Genomic DNA, 18,029 nt, shown 5'->3' with positions numbered 1-18,029 from the left:
ATATTGAGCCGCAGAAAAACATTATTCTGCGGCTTTTCGTTTAACTTTGCCTCCGAAAAAAGAAACATAACTTGTTAAAGCGATATAGCAATGAAACAGATTGATTTTAACGACGGGAACATGGTATTCCCATTAGGAATCGAACTGTTGATTCAAAAAGCTGAATATCTTTGATTTATCTTTCTGTAAGTAGCGTAATCTCCCACTATTGCTCCACCGGATTGTTGCAGCGTTCTGCGCCAAGTTGCGTGGAGGTTTCCTGCTGTAAGGATAAGCTTTTATCCTCAAAGTCGTGCAAATCATCGTAGGTATTTTCTCCCTTGATTCTTTCAAGCTCGTCTTGAAAGCGTTGCCATGCCATCAAATCCTTGTGCCTGCTTTCAAATTCTTCCAAATCGTCCATAATCCTCCTTTATTCTATAATTTGCCAATATCCTTGCTTCCTGCCTCCTATACGTTTCAGCAAGCCAAGCTCTTGAAGGCGGGAAAGATTATATTTTACACCATCCTCTGTAATATTAGAAAGGCCTTCGCTTATCTCTTTTCGGGTCGCTTCCGGATGTCCTTTTAAGAATGAGAGTATAGCTTGCTGTTGTTCCGTCAGATTTTGTATGGCCTTTTGGGTAGTCTTTTGGGTAGTCTTTTGGGTAGTTTTCTGGTCGCTTTGGGTAGTAGCTCTTTCTGGGTACTCGAACTTAAATGTAGTCCAAATACCCGAAGCATCATAGCGGAACTCCGGCGTGGAGAAACCGTCATTCTTACAAGCCGTGATGATACGCTCAATGCCGCGTCCCCATGCCTCAATCTCACCGGCACGAAAGAAGGTATTGGCAATATCCGGGTTGTAAGGCATACTCCGATGAGAAGACAATAATGTTTCCACAGTCCACCCTTCAGGCAACATCCCACCGTTTATTATCTCCAACTTATTTTCATACACGCGGATTTGAATGGGAGAAGGTTCTGCATAGTCTTTGTTGATGCAAGCATTTAATAATGCCTCACGCAGAGCCTCACGGGGCATAGGCAATGTTTCTATTCGTTGGATGCCCTCGTAAGTAATGATGGCTTTCATATATTTGGTACACAGCAAGTCCATCAGCTTCACAATTTGTTGGAACAGGTTACCATGCACTTCATTCTGATATACCAAATCCATACCTTCACGGAAGAAGCCGACCTTTACAAATGCTCCAGTCACATATTGTTCCGGGTCAGGATGGAACAACAAAGCGGCAGCACGTTTCAGATAACTGCCCTCATAAAGCCGAAGCTTCTCCAATAATCCGTGATTGTCATCCATTAAGTCCGCTTCCTCCATACGTCCGCTCCGTTTGGCATACTTGCGGAATAAATCGAATGTGGCGTTATCCAAGTCTTCCGCTTTCAGATAAGGTACTGGCACACCATCCCATGTTTTACCCTGCTTGCGGAGCATAAAACGATCGAGTGCAGCCCCTTTCAGTTCTTGATTGGTAGCCCCACTCCGCTGGTAATACTTTCCACGGAAACTAACGGGATAAGGATAAGCCTCCGTTACAATCTCCAGATATTGCTTTTCGTCCTTTTCCCTCAAATTGACTTCTACCAAGATACCCATCATATCGCGCACCTTGTTCGGAATATCCTCCATCAGCTTCTTGGCATCCTGCACACCGCACACTTCGCCATTGTCCTTTATACCCACATAAAGGATACCGCCTTGTGCATTGGCAAAACCGCATATCCATTTCTGGTATTCGTCGCGCCAAGATTCTTTGAACTCTATGTTTTGAGATTCGGTGACCATATCGTTTTATTTTAAGCGAACCACCTTGCCTAAAGCGCTTTCTTTTAGTGTAGCATTAGGAGCATATTTATCAATCAACGCCTGAATAATAAGCCTTTGTGATTCTGTCGCGGATGGACTTAGTGTAATCTCTAAATTATCAAAAACATCATCCTTTAACTTCATATCATAATAATGGAATGGCAATGATTTATTTCCTAAAAGACTTTGCACTACAATAGATGAAATTTCAGGGTTTACTCCTTCTAACAAGGGATTCATAGGAAGAGAATAGAGGACAAATCTAACTTCGTCTTGAAATTCCCATCGTTTATTCTTATAATAGCCAAAAGGTTTCATGTCCACATGCATATTGCCACGATTCCCTTGAACATTTGTTATTTGAATAGCATCCTTAGTGAATACATAGATGTCATCCACGTATTTTACATGTCTATAAAATAAATCGTTTTTATAATCTAACATGGGAAAGAAAAAGAAATTTGGATTTACCATGTCCTGAGGTGGAATTTTAGATATTATAGCTCCTTGAGATTTTAAGTTTCCAAAATTTAAATTAGAAACGAAGTATTCTTTAAACATCTCTTGTTCAAGAGAAATTCGTATTCCTCCGCTATCACCACCATACATTTTCCACAAGGGAATGCTTTCTTCTGTTGTTTCAGTCCAACAGGAGACAAAAACATATTTACAGAATTTTACTCCTAAAGATTCCGCATTACCTTCTTCTAAATCATCCACTTTGTCCAAGCGGTTGAAACGAATTGTTTTATTTTTAAGTATAAGTGCGAGTGATTCTATATTTGTATAATGGTATATTCTCATATTAGTACATATTTATTTTCCTCCTTTAATCCTATTACAATTCTTACAAAGCATTTGGCAATTTTCCGCCACCGTTGTACCGCCTTCTTTCCACGGCGTGATGTGGTCGGCCTCCATTTCCTCCAATTCGAAATGCTTGCCACAATGAACGCAAATACCTTGTTGACGCTCGTAAGCTTCGCGCTTCTGCTTTTTGTCGAAAGTTCGGAAACTGAGGTCGCGCAGGTCACCGCTTAATACATAACGGTAGATACCTGACTTCTTCATGATTTCATCATCCTCCATCAAGTCGTGTATCTGCTTTTCGAGGGCTGCCGTATCATACACGTTTTCGCCAAATTCATCATACATGGCTCCCCAATCCAGCCCCTTCATTTCACGGCGATATTTGGTAAACGTAGAACGTACCCATGTAATGATAGATACAAAGTAAGCCCATAGCTTATTGGCATTCGGGTCAAACTGATGCAATGCCATGTATTTGTCCACGCTTTCTACACCGTCATGACGAGCCGCCCATTTCAAGATAGTTGCCAAATACGCCTGCTCTATGGCATTACCGCTCAAAAAATCGGCTCCCATCTTATAAGCAGGACATCCGTTCTTTGAGAAATGCCTGCGGGCATCTGTTACGAAAGGTCCGGCATAGACGGCATTCAGCAATTCCTGGTCGAGAAGTTTCTCTCCTGCAATGTTGATTACCCGGAACCAGTCTAACTTTTCTTTGTCTGTACCCTCGCAAAAATACACCGTTAATTCATAATTGAGGAACTTGGCTTTCTCTTCCTCTGTGAGTGTAGAAAAATAGAGTGTACCCCGGTCGGGATCAACGATATGGAAATCGTGCGTATAGAACCCACAGATCGAGAGGGTACGCTGTTGCCCGTCAATCATTTCAAAATTGCCGTTCTCATCCACGCTCCAATACATGATGTTAAGGGGAAAACCTTTGAGAATGGTTTCCACAACGGCTTGTTGCTGCTTTTCGTCATAACGGAACTCACGCTGATAGGGCGGACGTATGTCCAACTTGCCATGATAGCCTTTTACACCGGTATCGGGATCGTTGATATATCCGTCAATCAAGTCTTGGATTTTTATGGATTTCAATTCTATCTGCATATCGGTTATTTTTTGATTTTACGAATTATGATTCGTGCATAAGGTAAAGATACAAGACCATTTCTCAATATGTACGGAGAATTCATATTGGCCGTGACATGAGCCTTATTTCCTTGTTTCCTTAAATTATCAATTGTTGCTTGTCCCATCGGCTTAAAACCGGCAGACCTTATCCAATCTGTATCACAAGTATTTCCTATTATCTCAAACTGTTCTGGATTGTATTTATCCATAAATGTAATAGGAACTCCCATTAAGCCATCGTAATCTAAAGGAATATATTCTGTTTTTGACACATCTATAGCATCATAGTTTTCATAAGTTGGATATTCTTCCGGCGTATAGTGCTTGTATAGAATAATATCTTCATGCCGTTTCTTTATTTCCAGATTGGTAAACCAAGTAACGCCGGATACCCGAATCATTCCTTCACGATGGTCACCAGCGGTAGCCTTGTCCTCATAATGAGAGATAAAATGCCCTGCTCCGCCCTTAAAACCATATCCTAACCATAATTTGTTTTCTTTTATAAGAGGAAATATTTCTTTGTATTTAATAGCATTCTGATGCCCTATAATCAAGAACTTCTTTTCATACTCCATCAGTTGAGCCACGTATTCTCGAAACAAGGAAAACGGTGGATTGGTTACCACAATATCCGCTTCTTTGAGCAGTTCGATGCATTCCTTGCTGCGGAAATCCCCGTCACCTTTCAACGGTTTTACGCCTATCTCTTCGGCATTGGGTATATGGTCGCCGTTCTTGTCGCCTTCGTAAACTAAATAAACGGCTTGCTCGCTCTTGTTCTGGCTAAACAAGTCAATGTTCTGATTTTTATAACAAGTGGTAATCAGTTTCTTCAATCCAAGGAACTCAAAGTTATAAGCAAAATAGGTGAAGAAATTGCTCACACGTGGGTCATCGCAATTACACAATACAGTTTTACCGCGAAAATGTTCCCGGTAATGCCGCAACTCGTTGTTAATATCTTCCAATTGCGTATAAAATTCGTCTTTCTTGGCTTCTTTTGCCTTGTTCAGATTCTTATTAGCCATATCATTTAATCGAATTTTCCCTTGTTAATCAAATCCTTTGCATTCACTTCCAAAATTTCCGCTATCTTCATCAGCATTTCCAATGAAGGCTGGGTAGCATTGGAACACCAGCGCGAAATAGTAGCCTCGTTCTTTCCTAACTGTTCAGCCAACCATTTCCCGGTTTTCCCCTGTTCTACCAATACTATTTTTAGTCTGTTTATTTTTTCTGTTCCCATATTAAAACGTATTGCATATGTGCAATAATAATTGATTGTATCTGCAAAGATAATGATTACTCATCAAAATCATTCAAGCTTTGACAAGAAAATGTGTTTATAATTGAAGTTTTTGAGTATTGCGAACCGGAACAATCCAAAGGTCTAAAAGGAAACCAAAGCATGTTTGACAAATTGTTCAAACCGATACTAAATGATGAGGTTATTAGTGATTTGGAAAAGCTGTATGATATGTAAATAAAGCACTGCGACATGGTCAAGACATTAAAGGAACAGCAACGCTTTATCATAGAAGGCTGAATAATATTTAAAAAGGTATTTAGATATTTATCATCTCATTGATAAAACATTGGCTTCCAATTATATTTTGTATCTTCGCGAGATGCTCAGTTATTATGGAAACGGATAAAATAACTCGTGAAGAGATACATGTTAAGTTCCGGGTAGCGAAGGAAAAGATAACCACCGATTCTGGCAAACAAATAGAAGCAACCGCTCCGGTAATCATTTCCGCCAGCCGCTCTACGGATATACCTGCCTTTTATGCCAAATGGTTCTTTAACCGCTTGGCTAAAGGGTATTGTGTATGGTATAATCCGTTTAACCGGAAGCCGATGTATGTGTCTTTCAAGCATTGTAAAGTAGTGGTGTTCTGGACGAAGAATCCGGAACCTATCTTACCTTATTTATATCAGTTGGATGAACGAGGGATTCATTACTATTTTCAGGTGACGTTGAACGACTATGTACGCGAAGGTTTCGAACCGAATGTGCCCAGTGTGGAGAAACGGATTGAAACGTTCTGCAAATTGTCGGAGCAGATTGGACATGAGCGAGTGATATGGCGGTTTGACCCGTTGGTTATCACGCCTGACATAACCCCACGTATATTGCTGAACCGGATATGGAAGATAGGCAATCGGTTGAAAGGGTACACGGACAAGCTGGTATTCAGCTTTGTGGATGTAAAAGCCTATCGGAAAGTGCAAAACAATCTGATAAAGGAAATGCATTGCTTTACGAAAGAGAATGTAGAAACCGCAGAACTGAATGAGGCGCAACGGTTGGAAATAGTGGAAGGTCTGGCAAAATTGCGCGATGTATGGAAGGACGAAGGCTGGAACCTGACGCTTGCCACGTGTGCCGAAGAAGCTAATTTGGAGAAGTATGACATTGAGCATAACCGTTGCATAGACGGGGAGTTAATGGAACGTGTGTTCGGCGAAGATAAGGAATTGGTTTACTATCTGCATACCGGCAAGTTGTCCGAACCGGATTTGTTCGGAGAGATTCCTCCTATTCCTATTGAACGGAAAAATCTGAAAGACAAGGGGCAATGTAAAATATGCGGATGCATGGTGAGCAAAGACATTGGGATGTATGATACGTGCCTTCATTTTTGTGTATATTGCTATGCCAACACAAGCCGTGAATGTGTGTTGCGAAATAAAGCAAGGCATTCGGACAATAATGAAAGCTTGATAGAATAAAAACGGAGTAACTGAAAATCAACTTTTTCATTAAAGTTGTTGAAATCCAGCTACTTGACCTGTTGCGTTATGCTAAACCTTACCAATGAACTCGTTTGTTTTCAACGGGTTAGTTATAAATTTAACGATACGAGTCTGTGGTAAGAAAAACTTTCAGAAAGGTTTGCGGAACGTACATCCGTTTTTCCATTCCGAACAGCCGTATGCGGTTTTCCCTTTCAGTATTGTACCTTTTCCACATAAGGGGCATTTTGTTCCTACGATAGCATCTTCTTGCGGTAGTGTATCGGTGGCGGTATTGGGAGAAGAAACAACTTTCTTGCTTCGTTTGGTGGAAGTTGTTTTCTTCTTTTGGGGCATGTCTTTGGTAACGGTTTTGTGTATAGGTTCTTCTGCTGTTATGGTGATGCGTCGGTTTGTATTGTCACTTAACACGCTGTTGACTATTTCACTAACCATTTGTTTTAATTCGTTCAAGAACTGTTTGGCATCATAGCTGCGCCGTTCTATTTCACGCAGTTTCTTTTCCCAAATGCCGGTCAGTTCGGCAGATTTCAGTAATTCTTCGTGTATTAGTCCGATTAATTCTACACCTGTGGGAGTAGCTGTCAGGCTTTTGCGTTCCTTGCGGATGTAATGCCGTTTGAATAATGTTTCGATGATGGCTGCGCGGGTGGAAGGACGTCCTATTCCGTTCTCTTTCAGGGCGTCGCGCAACTCTTCGTTATCCACTAACTTGCCTGCTGTTTCCATAGCCCGCAGCAAGGTGGCTTCGGTATAGGGTTTGGGCGGTTGTGTCCATTTTTCATTCAGCATAGGTGTATGTGGTCCGCTTTCTCCTTTGGTGAAAGCAGGCAATACGCTTTCTTCTTCCCCTTCTTTCGTATCGTCTTTCGGTTCTTTGGCAAAGATGATTCTCCAGCCTGGGTCGATGATCTGCTTGCCGCTAACCTTGAATTCAATGCCATCAGCTTCTCCTGTGACTGTGGTGGTGGAAAATTTGCAATCCGGATAAAATATGGCAATAAAGCGTCTTGCTATCAGGTCGAACACTTGTTTTTCCATATCAGTCAATCCTTTAGGTTGTACGCCTGTAGGAATGATGGCATGGTGGTCGGTCACTTTCGAATTGTCGAATACTTTTTTCGATTTAATCAGGGTCTTTCCGGATAGAGGAGCCGTGAAAGAGGTATAATCTTTTAATCCTTCTAGTATCTTGGGACATTTGGGGTAAATATCATCACTTAAGAAAGTGGTATCTACACGGGGATAGGTTGCCACTTTCTTTTCATAAAGCGATTGGATGAGCTGTAGGGTCATATCGGCAGAATAAGAAAACTTCTTGTTGCATTCTACCTGTAGTGAGGTCAAGTCGAACAGACGAGGAGGTGCTTCTGTTCCTTTTTTAAGAGCCGTGTCAGTAATTGTAAAAGGTACATTGCTGATACGTTCAAGTAGCAGTTTTCCTGTTGTTTCATCGGTGATGGGTGGAATGCCGCGATTTGTTTCTTCTTTATTGATGTTTTTTTTAGATGCTTGTGAAGTTTGGGATGCTTCTTCCGCAAGCTCTTCGTCACTTTTGCGCACAATGGCACTGAAAGTGGTATCTCGGTATACAGTCTTCAGCTCCCAGTATTGTTTCGGTACGAAGTGTTCTATCTCTTGTTGCCGGTTGACTATAAGGGCAAGGGTAGGAGTCTGTACTCTCCCGATGGAGAGCACTTGGCGGTTTTGTCCATATTTCAGTGTATACAGTCGGGTGGCATTCATTCCCAGCAGCCAGTCACCGATGGCACGGCTCAGTCCTGCTTCGTAAAGCGGCTGGAATTCAATTTGGTCTTTCAGTTTGGAAAAACCTTCACGAATGGCTTCTTCAGTGAGTGAAGAAATCCACAAGCGTTTCACCGGACAGTGTGCACCGGCTTTTTGCATCACCCAGCGCTGTATGAGTTCCCCCTCTTGTCCGGCATCACCACAGTTGATAATTTCATCGGCAGCCTGCATCAGGTGTTCAATGATTTTAAATTGTTTGTGTATGCCTGGGTCTTCAATTAGTTTGATGCCGAACCGTGGTGGTATCATAGGCAGGCTGGAGAGCGACCATGATTTCCACGAAGGTGTATATTCGTGCGGTTCTTTCAGTGTACAAAGGTGACCGAATGTCCAAGTCACTTGGTATCCGTTTCCTTCGATGTATCCATCTTTGCGTTCTCTGGCTCCAAGTACATCGGCGATGTCGCGTGCTACACTTGGTTTTTCGGCTATGCAAACTATCATATATAAATTTATTTGATTGTTCTGCAAAGGTAGTCAAAAAATAGCTTTTGCGTGTCCGTGCACTGATTTTTCTTGAATCTGTTCTGTATGTATTCGTATCTATCGGATTTTTTGTTACATTTGTATGGAAATATACATACAACTTGAACAATATGTCTCAATTAGCCCCTCTTATTAGTGATTTGGCATTGATTTTGATATGTGCCGGAGTGATGACGCTTGTATTTAAAAAACTGAAGCAGCCTTTAGTATTAGGTTATATAGTTGCCGGTTTTTTATGCAGCCCGCATTTTCAGTTCACTCCTTCCGTAACCGATGAGGCAAATATACATTTATGGTCAGAGATAGGTGTGATTTTCCTGTTGTTTGCTTTGGGGCTTGAATTCAGTATGAAAAAACTGTTGAAAGTAGGAAGTTCGGCAGTTATTTCAGCCTGTACCATTATTTTGTGTATGATCGTGGTCGGTATATCAGTGGGATGGATGTTTGGATGGAAACAAATGGACTGTATCTATTTGGGAGGAATGATAGCCATGTCTTCTACTACGATTGTCTATAAGGCTTTTGATGATATGGGTTTGCGTCAGCAGCATTTTGCCGGTGTTGTATTGGGGATTCTGATTATCGAAGATATTCTTGCCATTGTATTGATGGTTATGCTTTCTACAATGGCGGTCAGTACACATTTTGAGGGAGTCGAAATGGTGTACAGTCTTGCCAAACTGGTGTTCTTTTTAGTGTTGTGGCTGGTGGTGGGACTTTATCTGATTCCATTGCTGTTGAAGCGATTGCGTAAATTGATGAGTGATGAAACGTTGCTTATTGTATCGCTTGCTTTATGTTTCGGAATGGTTTATTTTGCAGCTGCTGTAGGTTTTTCTCCTGCATTTGGTGCCTTTATTATGGGGTCAATCCTTTCGGAAACTATTGAGTCGGAGCATATCGGGCGATTGGTGGCTCCGGTTAAGGATTTGTTTGGTGCCATTTTTTTTGTATCGGTAGGCATGATGGTTAATCCTCATATGATTGTTGAATACAAATATCCGATTCTAGCCATTGTAGCAGCTGTACTGTTGGGGCAGACTCTGTTTGGAACGGCAGGTGTCTTGTTGTCGGGACAACCGTTGAAAACTGCGATACAATGTGGCTTCAGCCTGACTCAAATCGGAGAGTTTGCCTTTATCATTGCAGCCTTGGGAGTCAGTTTGGGAGTGACCGGTAATTTCCTTTATCCGATTGTGGTTGCGGTATCGGTGATTACTACTTTCCTTACTCCTTATATGATTCGGCTTGCTCTTCCTGCTTATAATCTGGTTAACAGCCACTTGCCTAAGCGTTGGAGCCTGTTGCTTGAGCGGTATTCGGCGGGAGCATCTACGGTGAATCATAAGACTAATTGGCAGAAACTGATGACGGCAGTGCTTCGGATTGTGGTTGTTTATTCTGTCCTTTCAGTTGGTGTCATTATGGTGTGTCTGCATTTGGTAGAGCCTTTTGCTACGAATATGTTGGGCGACTTATGGGGCCGGGTGTTGACAGCTGTTGTCACGATAGCAGTGCTGGCTCCATTCTTACGTGCGATGATTATGAAGAAAAACCATTCGGAAGAATTTCGTACTTTATGGGCAGACAATCGTTTCAATCATGCCTTGTTGATTTCTTTAGTTGTCTTCAGGGTTATTATAGCTGCAGGATTTATCGTGTCTGTAATCGAACGCTTGTTTCACACATCGGTGGCGTTGATGATGGGGATAGCTATCTTGCTGGTATGTGCTATGGTCTTTTCGCGTTTCCTTAAAAAGCAGTCTATTGTGCTGGAGCGTACGTTTGTGATGAATTTGCGTTCGAAAGAGATGCAGCAGGAATATTTGGGCGGCAAGCGTCCGTCGTATGCCGGCAAGTTGCTTGACAGGGATTTACACTTGAGTGATTTTGTGGTGTCTCCTGATTCGGAATGGGTCGGACACACGCTGAAAGAACTGGATTTAGGGAAAAAATACGGTGTGCATGTGGCATCTATCATACGAGGCAACCGACGGTTGAATATCCCTGATGGCGCATCGCGTATTTTTCCAGAAGATACGTTACAGATTATTGGTACCGATGAACAGTTGTCGTTTTTCTCTTCAATGGCAATGAAGGCGATGCGTACCTCTGATGACGGGGAGTTTGAAAGGCATGAAATGTTGTTGAAGCAGTTTATTGTGGATAAAGATTCTCCCTTTGTCGGGAAAAATATTATTGAATGTGGTGTGCGGTCGAAATATCATTGTCTGGTAGTAGGGGTAGAGTCGTCTGGGGAGAATGTGCTTCGTGCTCCTGACGTACATTTACCTTTAAGTGAAAATGATATTGTCTGGGTGGTAGGTGAAGAAGCGAATTTGAAACGATTGTTTGCGGCAGAAGGATAAAACCATTATTTTATAATTATTAAATATAAAAAGAAGTATGAAAAGTGATCCGAAAGATTGTCTCTATTGTCAGAACAATGAGACGTTGCACAATTTGATGATTGAAATTGCTCCGCTGAGTGTTTCGCGTGTTTTCTTGTTTAAAGAACAAACTTATCGCGGACGTTGTCTGGTGGCATATAAAGATCATGTAAATGACTTGAATGAGTTGAGCGATGAAGACCGTAATGCATTTATGGCAGACGTGGTACGTGTGACCCGTGCCATGCAAAAGGCATTCCATCCTGAGAAAATCAATTATGGAGCATACAGCGACAAGTTGTCGCATTTGCATTTTCATTTGGCACCCAAATATGTAGATGGTCCGGATTATGGAGGAACTTTCCAGATGAATCCGGGAAAGGTTTACTTGTCGGATGCCGAGTATCAGGAATTGATTGAAGCCATCAAGGCAAATCTGTAACAGGCAATAGAGGCATAAAGTTTAGAGTCTTACGTGCTCTGTGCTTTATGCCTCTATGTTTTTATTCCTCATCGTCCGAATCTTCGTCATCGAAATCAAAGTCGAAGTCATCATTATATTCGGGCATAAAGAAGTCGTCCAATTCACGACGGTCTTTTTTGGTTGGTCTTCCTGTACCTTTAGCACGATTGACGAACCCGCTTATCTTACTCATTTCCAGTAATTCATATTGGTCAGGTGTCGTGACATTTTCCATAATTTCGGGAACCAGTTTGGCTCCTACGCGTTTCTCTATCGCCTGCAATACTTTGAAAGAATAGGTAACGGGCGGTTTTTTTACTTGAATGACATCTCCCGGCTTGACCATACGGGAAGGTTTTGCTTGTGCCCCGTTGATGTGTATTCTTCCTTTTTTACAAGCCTCGGCGGCGATGGTGCGGGTCTTGAATATGCGGGCAGCCCACATCCATTTGTCTATTCTTGCTTCAGGCATAGGTCGTTCTGTTTTAGTATTAAAGTATTAAAGAAGTCAGAGGGGTAAGTATAAACGGATGCTCTGCCTCCTTTTATACTTATTTATTATTAAATTGATTCATGGTGATGTTCAATCCGGCAAGACAGAAACTTTTGATGATTTCTTCCGCTGTACTGATCCGTTCGGGAAGAATTTTCCGTTCTTCTTCATCGAAGTGTCCCAATACATAATCTATCTGTCCTCCTTTCGGGAAGTTATTGCCGATACCGAACCGTAGTCTTGCATAGTTTTGTGTGCCTAGTATGGCGGCTATGTGTTTCAGTCCGTTATGGCCGGCATCACTTCCTTTGCCTTTCAGGCGTAAGCTTCCTAATGGGAGTGCCAGATCATCTACTACGATGAGGACGTTTTCTAATGGAATTTTTTCTTGTTGCATCCAGTATCGGACTGCATTTCCACTTAGGTTCATGTAAGTGGATGGTTTCAGCAGAATAAGTTGCCTGCCTTTCAGCGATAGTGATGCCGTAGCTCCGTAACGTCCGTCCTTGAAAACAATATTGGACGCTTTAGCTAAAGCGTCCAATACCATAAATCCTATGTTGTGTCGGGTCTCGTGATATTCGTCACCGATATTTCCCAGACCTACAATCAAATATTTCATTGAAAGTGGATTTGTACTTTTAGTGGTTTACAGGATTATTTTGCAGCGGCAGCCTGAGCACCACGTGCGGCACGGGTCAATTTGACAGCACATACCACAGCTTCTTTGGCATTGAGGATTTCCATATTGTCGTAGTGCAATTCACCGACTTTGATGGTTTTGCCCAGTCCTAAGTTGGTAACATTGATAACCACACGTTCGGGCATATTGTTGTACAAAGCTTTCACTTTCAACTTGCGGATTTGCAGTACCAGTTTACCACCGGCTCTCACACCTTCAGCCAGACCATCCAATTGAACCGGAACTTCCATTACAATCGGATTTTCTTCGTTGATTTGATAGAAGTCAACGTGCAGGATAGCATCAGTTACGGGGTGGAACTGGATATCTTTCATGATTGCATTGTAAACCTGTCCGTCGATGTTCAAGTTTACTACATAGATATGCGGAGTGTAAACCAGTTTGCGCAAACCTTCTACCGTAACAGTGAAAGGAGTGGCAACGGGCAGACCGTTTTCGTCTTTCTTCATGCCGTACAATACGCATGGAACTTGACTGTTCTTACGCAAAGCGTGGGTAGCCTTCTTGCCTGTTTCTGTTCTTAAAGAACCTGTAATGTCAATTGATTTCATGTTTGATAAATTTTGTGTTACTCTAAATTAAGTGATATCTTTGCTTAATTCACCATCACACGATGCGTCAATGTCACAACGATGAAATTGAAAAAGCGGTGCAAAGGTAGTGATATTCTTTGATATTGCAAGCGTATGGACTATTTTTCTTGAACGAAATGTTTTCGTCTTTTATTGAAGATATACTTCAATGGGTCAAGAATATATCTTCACCTGCCCGGGTAGATATTTTCATTGGCTGGTGAATATATATCCGTTGACCAAAAAGCGGGTGTACCTCTGGTTATTAAAAATCGATGTCGATTTTGATGTCTTCTGTCTTTAGCGGCTCATTCAGGATTGCGTTGCCTCTGAGGTCGGTGTTTTCAGCGATGTGGCTTTCTCCTACAATCGGTCCCTGCTCACGCTCGATGTACCGGATTACTTCATGAAGCCCATCCATGAATTTTTCAATATCTTCTTTATAAAGGAATATCTTATGCTTCTCAAAGCTGACCTGCGACATTTCCCTTTCACCTGTTACGACTTTCTTGCTTTCCGTGATGGCGAGAAACATTTCACCTCTTCTGCTTTTCTTCACATCCAAATAATAGATTCTTTTCCCGGCTTTGATAGCTTTCGTAAAAACGATTTCTTTGTCTATTTCAGTCATCGTATTCTTCTTAACTTCTTCCATTGTCTGTAAAATCTAAAATTCCGATGCCAAAATTGCTGAATTTTCTGCAAAAAGCCAAGGAACTATGTCTTAAAATATCTATAAACAGAAAAAAACAGTAAAAATGCGTACTTTATTTGGAGTGTATGGATGAAAATCATTATTTTTGCACCTCATAATGTGACATAGTTATAATAATTAGTATGATTAACAGAGTTCTTATTCGTTTGAAGGTGGTTCAGATAATCTACGCTTATTATCAGAATGGCGGGAAAAATTTGGATACTGCAGAAAAGGAGTTGTTCTTCAGTTTGTCCAAGGCGTATGATCTGTACAACTATCTTTTGCTTTTGATGGTAGAAGTGACGCGGTATGCCAGCAGGCGGCTGGATGCTGCCAGGCACAAGCTTGCTCCCACGCCGGAAGACTTGAATCCTAACACAAAATTTGTAGACAACCGATTTATCGCGCAACTGGAAGTGAACAGGCAGCTGAATGAATTTGTCAATTCTCAGAAGAAAACATGGGAGAACGAGGGCGAGTTCATCAAGAGTTTGTGCGAGCAGATTATGCAAAGTGATATATATAAGGAATACATGGCAAGCGAAGTTTCTTCGTATGAAGATGACCGTGAAGTATGGCGGAAGCTGTATAAGAAGGTAATTTTCAACAATCAGGCATTGGATGAAGTGCTGGAAGACCAGAGCTTGTATTGGAACGATGACAAGGAGATTGTCGATACATTCGTGCTCAAGACCATCAAACGTTTTGCCCCCGAAAACGGGGACAAGCAGGAACTGTTGCCCGAATTCAAAGACGATGAAGACAAAGACTATGCGCGCCGTCTTTTCCGTCGTACCATTTTGAATGCCGATTATTACCGTCACCTGATTAGTGAACATTCGAAAAATTGGGACCTGAAACGGGTTGCCGCAATGGATGTGGTGATTATGCAGGTTGCACTAGCCGAGATACTGACTTTCCCCAACATTCCGGTCAATGTATCGTTGAATGAATATGTGGAGATAGCCAAATTGTATAGCACTCCCAAAAGTGGCGGATTTATTAATGGCACACTGGATGGAATTGTTAATCAATTGAAAAAGGAAAACAAGCTGACAAAAAATTGATATATTTGTCTGCTGATATTTTATTAACCAAGAAAAGATAATTATGAATTTGTTAACTGTATTTATGGCAGCACAAGGAGGAGGCGACTACTCTTTCCTGATTATGATGGTAGCAATTTTTGCTATTATGTATTTCTTTATGATTCGTCCCCAAAACAAGAAGCAGAAGGAAATAGCAAACTTCCGCAAAAACCTGGAGGTAGGACAGTCGGTCGTTACAGCCGGAGGTATTTATGGGAAGATTAAAGAAATAGAAGACAATGCTGTTATTGTAGAAGTGGCTCCGAGTGTAAAACTGAAAGTAGACAAGAACTCTATTTACGCTGATACACAGGCTGCAAACAATAAATAAGAGACGGATCTATGTTCGATGTAAAGAACATACAGCAATATTATAGACAGGGAATACGGAAGATCAGAAAATTCTTGCTTAGCGATAAGTGCAAGGAGAGTCTGGTCTTCTTGTTTTTTGTCTTGGTCTCTTTCGCTTTTTGGATGTTGCAGACACTGGATGATGTCTATCAGACAGAATTTAAGGTGCCTTTACGCTTGAAAAACGTCCCGAAAGAAGCTGTGTTGACATCCGAACTGCCAGGCGATGTGCGGGTAAGGGTGGAAGACCGGGGGACAGTCTTGCTGAACTATATGCTGGGCAGAACCTTTTTCCCTATTTCGTTTGACTTTAACGACTATAAGGACCGGGGGGCGCATGTGCATATTTCTTCGGCAGATCTGTTGAAGAAGATTTCGGCGCAATTGAACGTCTCTACCCATCTGCTTTCGGTACGTCCGGATACGCTTGATTTTATTTACACGATGGGCAAGGCGAAGAAAGTTCCTGTCAGGCTGGCAGGTGAAGTAAGTGCCGGCTTGCAGTATTATATTTCCCACATAGGTTTTTCTCCCGATTCGGTCATCGCATATGCCCCCGAAGAAGTGCTCGATACATTGACGGCTGCTTATACCGAGAAAGTGCATCTGCAAAATGTAACGGATACTTTGAACCAGCGGGTAATGTTGCAGAAGATTAAAGGAGTGAAGTTTGTTCCGGCATACGACGACCTGCTGGTGTATGTCGATATGTATTCCGAAAAAACCGTAGAGGTGCCGATTGTGGGCATTAATTTCCCTGCCGATAAGGTGCTGCGTACTTTCCCTTCGAAAGTACAGGTGACGTTTCAAGTAGGTTTGGCGCATTTCAAGGATGCCACATCAGACGACTTTTTTATTGGTGTTACTTATGAGGATATCATTCGGGCCAAGAGTGACAAACTTCCGCTGACTCTAAAGACTTCTCCCGATTATGTCAGTCATGTCCGTATTACGCCAGCTTCGGTCGATTATTTAATAGAGCAGACATCGGGGGAGGAAACCGAATGGTGAAGATAGGTATTACCGGAGGAATTGGGAGCGGAAAATCGTATGTTTCCCGCTTGTTGACAGAACACTATGGAATTCCGGTCTATAATACCGATTCGGAAGCAAAACGTCTGATGCTTTCTGATGAAGGGATTCGCCGGAGGCTGACAGCATTGCTTGGAAAAGAGGTTTACAAGAGTGACGGCACACTTAATAAGCCTTTGCTGGCAAATTACCTGTTTGCCGATTCTTGTCATGCCGGGCAAATTAATGCCATTGTCCATCCGCAGGTAAAGGCTGACTTTCTGAAATGGGCGGATTTGCAAACCGGATGTGAGATTGTGGCATTAGAGTCGGCTATCCTTTTTGAGTCGGGATTCGACAACATTGTAGATAAGGTTGTCATGGTGTATGCTCCGGTAGAACTTCGAATTCGTCGGGTCATGTTGCGTGACAGTACAACCGAAGAGAAAATACGTCAGCGGATAGTAGCTCAGATGGATGATAAAGCCAAGCAGGATCGCTCAGACTTTATCATATTCAATGACGGGAGTCGTCCGTTAAATCTTCAATTAGACGATTTGCAGGAAACTTTAGAAAAAATGATAAAAGGTAACGGATAAAGTTTGTGTATGTCGGTCGTGTATTGTATTTTTGTCCTATTAAAATAAATTATTAAACTAATTAGAAACTCGTATGTTGAAAACTATTTTGGCAATCTCGGGAAAACCGGGACTGTATAAGCTGATTTCTCAGGCTAAAAATATGTTGATTGTTGAAAATATCGCAGATAAGAAAAGAATGCCGGTCTATGCCAGTGATAAAGTGATTTCGTTGGGCGATATTGCTATGTACACCGATGCTGAAGAAGTGCCATTGGCTACTGTGCTCGAATCGGTAAAGAAAAAAGAAAATGGTGCTGAAGTGCAGTTCAATTATAAGAAAGCATCCAGTGACGAGCTGCACGGGTTTATGGCGGCAGTATTACCCAATTATGACCGTGACCGTGTTCATACCAGTGATATCAAAAAGCTGATTCAATGGTACAATCTGCTGGTATCAAGCGGTGAAACTGATTTTGTAGAAGGTGCTCAGATGGAAACCGTAGAGACTGCTGTTGAAGAATAAACAGAGACTATTTATGCACATTTGAAGCCATAAATTGAATGAATTAAACGACAATTCCTATTTGGGGATATTCAGTAAATGTCCCTAAAACATAAAATGGCATATGGAGATGACAGACGATAATCACTCTATGTGCCATTTTTATTGTAATTTTTCTGTGTTTCTCACATAATAACTGTGTCTCCTGACATTACCGATATCTTCGCTTCTCAGATACAAACGTAAGCATTCGATAAACTACAGTCATTAAATATCTATATAATGATAGCGACTGTTACTATTGGATTCATAGTGACAGTCGCTATAGTTTTGTTGAACCTGTATGTTGACGTTGTGGTT

At 41.7% G+C, this 18,029-nt stretch carries 19 protein-coding genes; 8 read left to right on the top strand and 11 right to left on the bottom strand.

Annotated elements, in window-relative coordinates; translation table 11 throughout:
- Nucleotides 1-205 precede the first annotated feature (205 nt).
- Genes B5F25_RS16350 through B5F25_RS16325 form a run of 6 tightly spaced genes read right to left on the bottom strand, consistent with a single transcriptional unit; the run spans nt 206 to nt 5,009 of the window.
- Nucleotides 206-403, bottom strand: coding sequence for a hypothetical protein (locus B5F25_RS16350; protein WP_022041244.1), 198 nt, complete (start codon nt 401-403; stop codon nt 206-208).
- A gap of 9 nt (nt 404-412) precedes the next feature.
- Nucleotides 413-1,789: an ATP-binding protein gene (locus B5F25_RS16345; protein ID WP_022041245.1), complete on the bottom strand. Its 1,377-nt coding sequence runs from the start codon at nt 1,787-1,789 to the stop codon at nt 413-415.
- Between the two features lie 6 nt (nt 1,790-1,795).
- A complete protein-coding gene (locus B5F25_RS16340) occupies nt 1,796-2,614 on the bottom strand; it encodes a DUF2971 domain-containing protein (protein WP_022041246.1) in 819 nt (272 codons plus the stop codon).
- Between the two features lie 12 nt (nt 2,615-2,626).
- Complete coding sequence (locus B5F25_RS16335) at nt 2,627-3,736, bottom strand: DUF262 domain-containing protein (RefSeq protein WP_087250803.1); 1,110 nt, start codon at nt 3,734-3,736, stop codon at nt 2,627-2,629.
- Between the two features lie 5 nt (nt 3,737-3,741).
- Nucleotides 3,742-4,791, bottom strand: a complete 1,050-nt coding sequence (locus tag B5F25_RS16330) for an adenine-specific methyltransferase EcoRI family protein (protein ID WP_087250801.1) — start codon at nt 4,789-4,791, stop codon at nt 3,742-3,744.
- A 5-nt stretch (nt 4,792-4,796) separates the two neighbouring features.
- On the bottom strand, nt 4,797-5,009 hold the full coding sequence (locus B5F25_RS16325; protein ID WP_022041250.1) for a helix-turn-helix transcriptional regulator: 213 nt from the start codon (nt 5,007-5,009) through the stop codon (nt 4,797-4,799).
- 395 nt (nt 5,010-5,404) lie between these two features.
- On the opposite strand from B5F25_RS16325, the gene B5F25_RS16320 reads away from it, so the two are divergent.
- Nucleotides 5,405-6,499 carry a DUF1848 domain-containing protein gene (locus B5F25_RS16320; protein ID WP_241148431.1) on the top strand — a complete coding sequence of 365 codons (1,095 nt, stop codon included), beginning with the start codon at nt 5,405-5,407 and terminating at the stop codon, nt 6,497-6,499.
- Between the two features lie 153 nt (nt 6,500-6,652).
- Here B5F25_RS16320 and B5F25_RS16315 read toward each other — a convergent pair whose 3' ends face one another.
- Complete coding sequence (locus B5F25_RS16315; RefSeq protein WP_087250799.1) at nt 6,653-8,776, bottom strand: DNA topoisomerase 3; 2,124 nt, start codon at nt 8,774-8,776, stop codon at nt 6,653-6,655.
- Between the two features lie 152 nt (nt 8,777-8,928).
- Between B5F25_RS16315 and B5F25_RS16310 the strand changes: the two genes are divergently transcribed.
- Together B5F25_RS16310 and B5F25_RS16305 are read left to right on the top strand one after the other, a co-directional pair.
- Nucleotides 8,929-11,187 (top strand): cation:proton antiporter, encoded by a 2,259-nt coding sequence (locus B5F25_RS16310; RefSeq protein ID WP_087207263.1) that lies wholly within the window; start codon nt 8,929-8,931, stop codon nt 11,185-11,187.
- A 37-nt stretch (nt 11,188-11,224) separates the two neighbouring features.
- The gene (locus B5F25_RS16305; RefSeq protein WP_022041254.1) at nt 11,225-11,650 is read left to right on the top strand and encodes an HIT family protein; all 426 of its coding nucleotides are present in this window, start codon (nt 11,225-11,227) and stop codon (nt 11,648-11,650) included.
- A gap of 61 nt (nt 11,651-11,711) precedes the next feature.
- Here B5F25_RS16305 and B5F25_RS16300 read toward each other — a convergent pair whose 3' ends face one another.
- The 4 genes from B5F25_RS16300 to B5F25_RS16285 form a co-directional block, all read right to left on the bottom strand.
- Nucleotides 11,712-12,143: an RNA-binding S4 domain-containing protein gene (locus B5F25_RS16300; RefSeq protein WP_022041255.1), complete on the bottom strand. Its 432-nt coding sequence runs from the start codon at nt 12,141-12,143 to the stop codon at nt 11,712-11,714.
- A 79-nt stretch (nt 12,144-12,222) separates the two neighbouring features.
- Nucleotides 12,223-12,786, bottom strand: coding sequence for an aminoacyl-tRNA hydrolase (gene pth / locus B5F25_RS16295; RefSeq protein WP_022041256.1), 564 nt, complete (start codon nt 12,784-12,786; stop codon nt 12,223-12,225).
- A 35-nt stretch (nt 12,787-12,821) separates the two neighbouring features.
- Nucleotides 12,822-13,418 (bottom strand): 50S ribosomal protein L25/general stress protein Ctc, encoded by a 597-nt coding sequence (locus tag B5F25_RS16290; RefSeq protein WP_022041257.1) that lies wholly within the window; start codon nt 13,416-13,418, stop codon nt 12,822-12,824.
- Nucleotides 13,419-13,704: 286 nt separating this feature from the next.
- Nucleotides 13,705-14,094, bottom strand: a complete 390-nt coding sequence (locus tag B5F25_RS16285; protein ID WP_087250797.1) for a DUF3276 family protein — start codon at nt 14,092-14,094, stop codon at nt 13,705-13,707.
- A gap of 182 nt (nt 14,095-14,276) precedes the next feature.
- Between B5F25_RS16285 and nusB the strand changes: the two genes are divergently transcribed.
- The 5 genes from nusB to B5F25_RS16260 all read left to right on the top strand — a co-directional run bounded on the left by nusB (nt 14,277) and on the right by B5F25_RS16260 (nt 17,690).
- Nucleotides 14,277-15,203 carry a transcription antitermination factor NusB gene (gene nusB, locus B5F25_RS16280; protein WP_022041259.1) on the top strand — a complete coding sequence of 309 codons (927 nt, stop codon included), beginning with the start codon at nt 14,277-14,279 and terminating at the stop codon, nt 15,201-15,203.
- Nucleotides 15,204-15,246: 43 nt separating this feature from the next.
- On the top strand, nt 15,247-15,555 hold the full coding sequence (gene yajC / locus B5F25_RS16275) for a preprotein translocase subunit YajC (RefSeq protein ID WP_022041260.1): 309 nt from the start codon (nt 15,247-15,249) through the stop codon (nt 15,553-15,555).
- A gap of 11 nt (nt 15,556-15,566) precedes the next feature.
- Entirely contained in the window at nt 15,567-16,586 is a 1,020-nt protein-coding gene (locus B5F25_RS16270) for a YbbR-like domain-containing protein (RefSeq protein WP_087250794.1), read from the top strand.
- A complete protein-coding gene (gene coaE, locus B5F25_RS16265; protein ID WP_087250791.1) occupies nt 16,580-17,185 on the top strand; it encodes a dephospho-CoA kinase in 606 nt (201 codons plus the stop codon). The genes B5F25_RS16270 and coaE overlap by 7 nt, the downstream gene beginning before the upstream one ends.
- Nucleotides 17,186-17,258: 73 nt before the next feature.
- Complete coding sequence (locus B5F25_RS16260) at nt 17,259-17,690, top strand: DUF5606 domain-containing protein (RefSeq protein WP_087250789.1); 432 nt, start codon at nt 17,259-17,261, stop codon at nt 17,688-17,690.
- Nucleotides 17,691-18,029: the final 339 nt, after the last annotated feature.

The sequence above is a fragment of the Bacteroides sp. An19 genome (assembly GCF_002160215.1).
In the GTDB taxonomy this organism is placed as follows: domain Bacteria; phylum Bacteroidota; class Bacteroidia; order Bacteroidales; family Bacteroidaceae; genus Phocaeicola; species Phocaeicola intestinalis.
Note: the sequence above shows the minus strand (reverse complement) of the source record. Positions and strands in the feature narration are given on the sequence as shown.

Bases quoted from the DNA above. Each gene is read 5' to 3' on its own strand.
- B5F25_RS16350 (WP_022041244.1), bottom strand. From the start codon at position 403: ATGGACGATTTGGAAGAATTTGAAAGCAGGCACAAGGATTTGATGGCA.
- B5F25_RS16345 (WP_022041245.1), bottom strand. From the start codon at position 1,789: ATGGTCACCGAATCTCAAAACATAGAGTTCAAAGAATCTTGGCGCGAC.
- B5F25_RS16340 (WP_022041246.1), bottom strand. From the start codon at position 2,614: ATGAGAATATACCATTATACAAATATAGAATCACTCGCACTTATACTT.
- B5F25_RS16335 (WP_087250803.1), bottom strand. From the start codon at position 3,736: ATGCAGATAGAATTGAAATCCATAAAAATCCAAGACTTGATTGACGGA.
- B5F25_RS16330 (WP_087250801.1), bottom strand. From the start codon at position 4,791: ATGGCTAATAAGAATCTGAACAAGGCAAAAGAAGCCAAGAAAGACGAA.
- B5F25_RS16325 (WP_022041250.1), bottom strand. From the start codon at position 5,009: ATGGGAACAGAAAAAATAAACAGACTAAAAATAGTATTGGTAGAACAG.
- B5F25_RS16320 (WP_241148431.1), top strand. From the start codon at position 5,405: ATGGAAACGGATAAAATAACTCGTGAAGAGATACATGTTAAGTTCCGG.
- B5F25_RS16315 (WP_087250799.1), bottom strand. From the start codon at position 8,776: ATGATAGTTTGCATAGCCGAAAAACCAAGTGTAGCACGCGACATCGCC.
- B5F25_RS16310 (WP_087207263.1), top strand. From the start codon at position 8,929: ATGTCTCAATTAGCCCCTCTTATTAGTGATTTGGCATTGATTTTGATA.
- B5F25_RS16305 (WP_022041254.1), top strand. From the start codon at position 11,225: ATGAAAAGTGATCCGAAAGATTGTCTCTATTGTCAGAACAATGAGACG.
- B5F25_RS16300 (WP_022041255.1), bottom strand. From the start codon at position 12,143: ATGCCTGAAGCAAGAATAGACAAATGGATGTGGGCTGCCCGCATATTC.
- pth (WP_022041256.1), bottom strand. From the start codon at position 12,786: ATGAAATATTTGATTGTAGGTCTGGGAAATATCGGTGACGAATATCAC.
- B5F25_RS16290 (WP_022041257.1), bottom strand. From the start codon at position 13,418: ATGAAATCAATTGACATTACAGGTTCTTTAAGAACAGAAACAGGCAAG.
- B5F25_RS16285 (WP_087250797.1), bottom strand. From the start codon at position 14,094: ATGGAAGAAGTTAAGAAGAATACGATGACTGAAATAGACAAAGAAATC.
- nusB (WP_022041259.1), top strand. From the start codon at position 14,277: ATGATTAACAGAGTTCTTATTCGTTTGAAGGTGGTTCAGATAATCTAC.
- yajC (WP_022041260.1), top strand. From the start codon at position 15,247: ATGAATTTGTTAACTGTATTTATGGCAGCACAAGGAGGAGGCGACTAC.
- B5F25_RS16270 (WP_087250794.1), top strand. From the start codon at position 15,567: ATGTTCGATGTAAAGAACATACAGCAATATTATAGACAGGGAATACGG.
- coaE (WP_087250791.1), top strand. From the start codon at position 16,580: ATGGTGAAGATAGGTATTACCGGAGGAATTGGGAGCGGAAAATCGTAT.
- B5F25_RS16260 (WP_087250789.1), top strand. From the start codon at position 17,259: ATGTTGAAAACTATTTTGGCAATCTCGGGAAAACCGGGACTGTATAAG.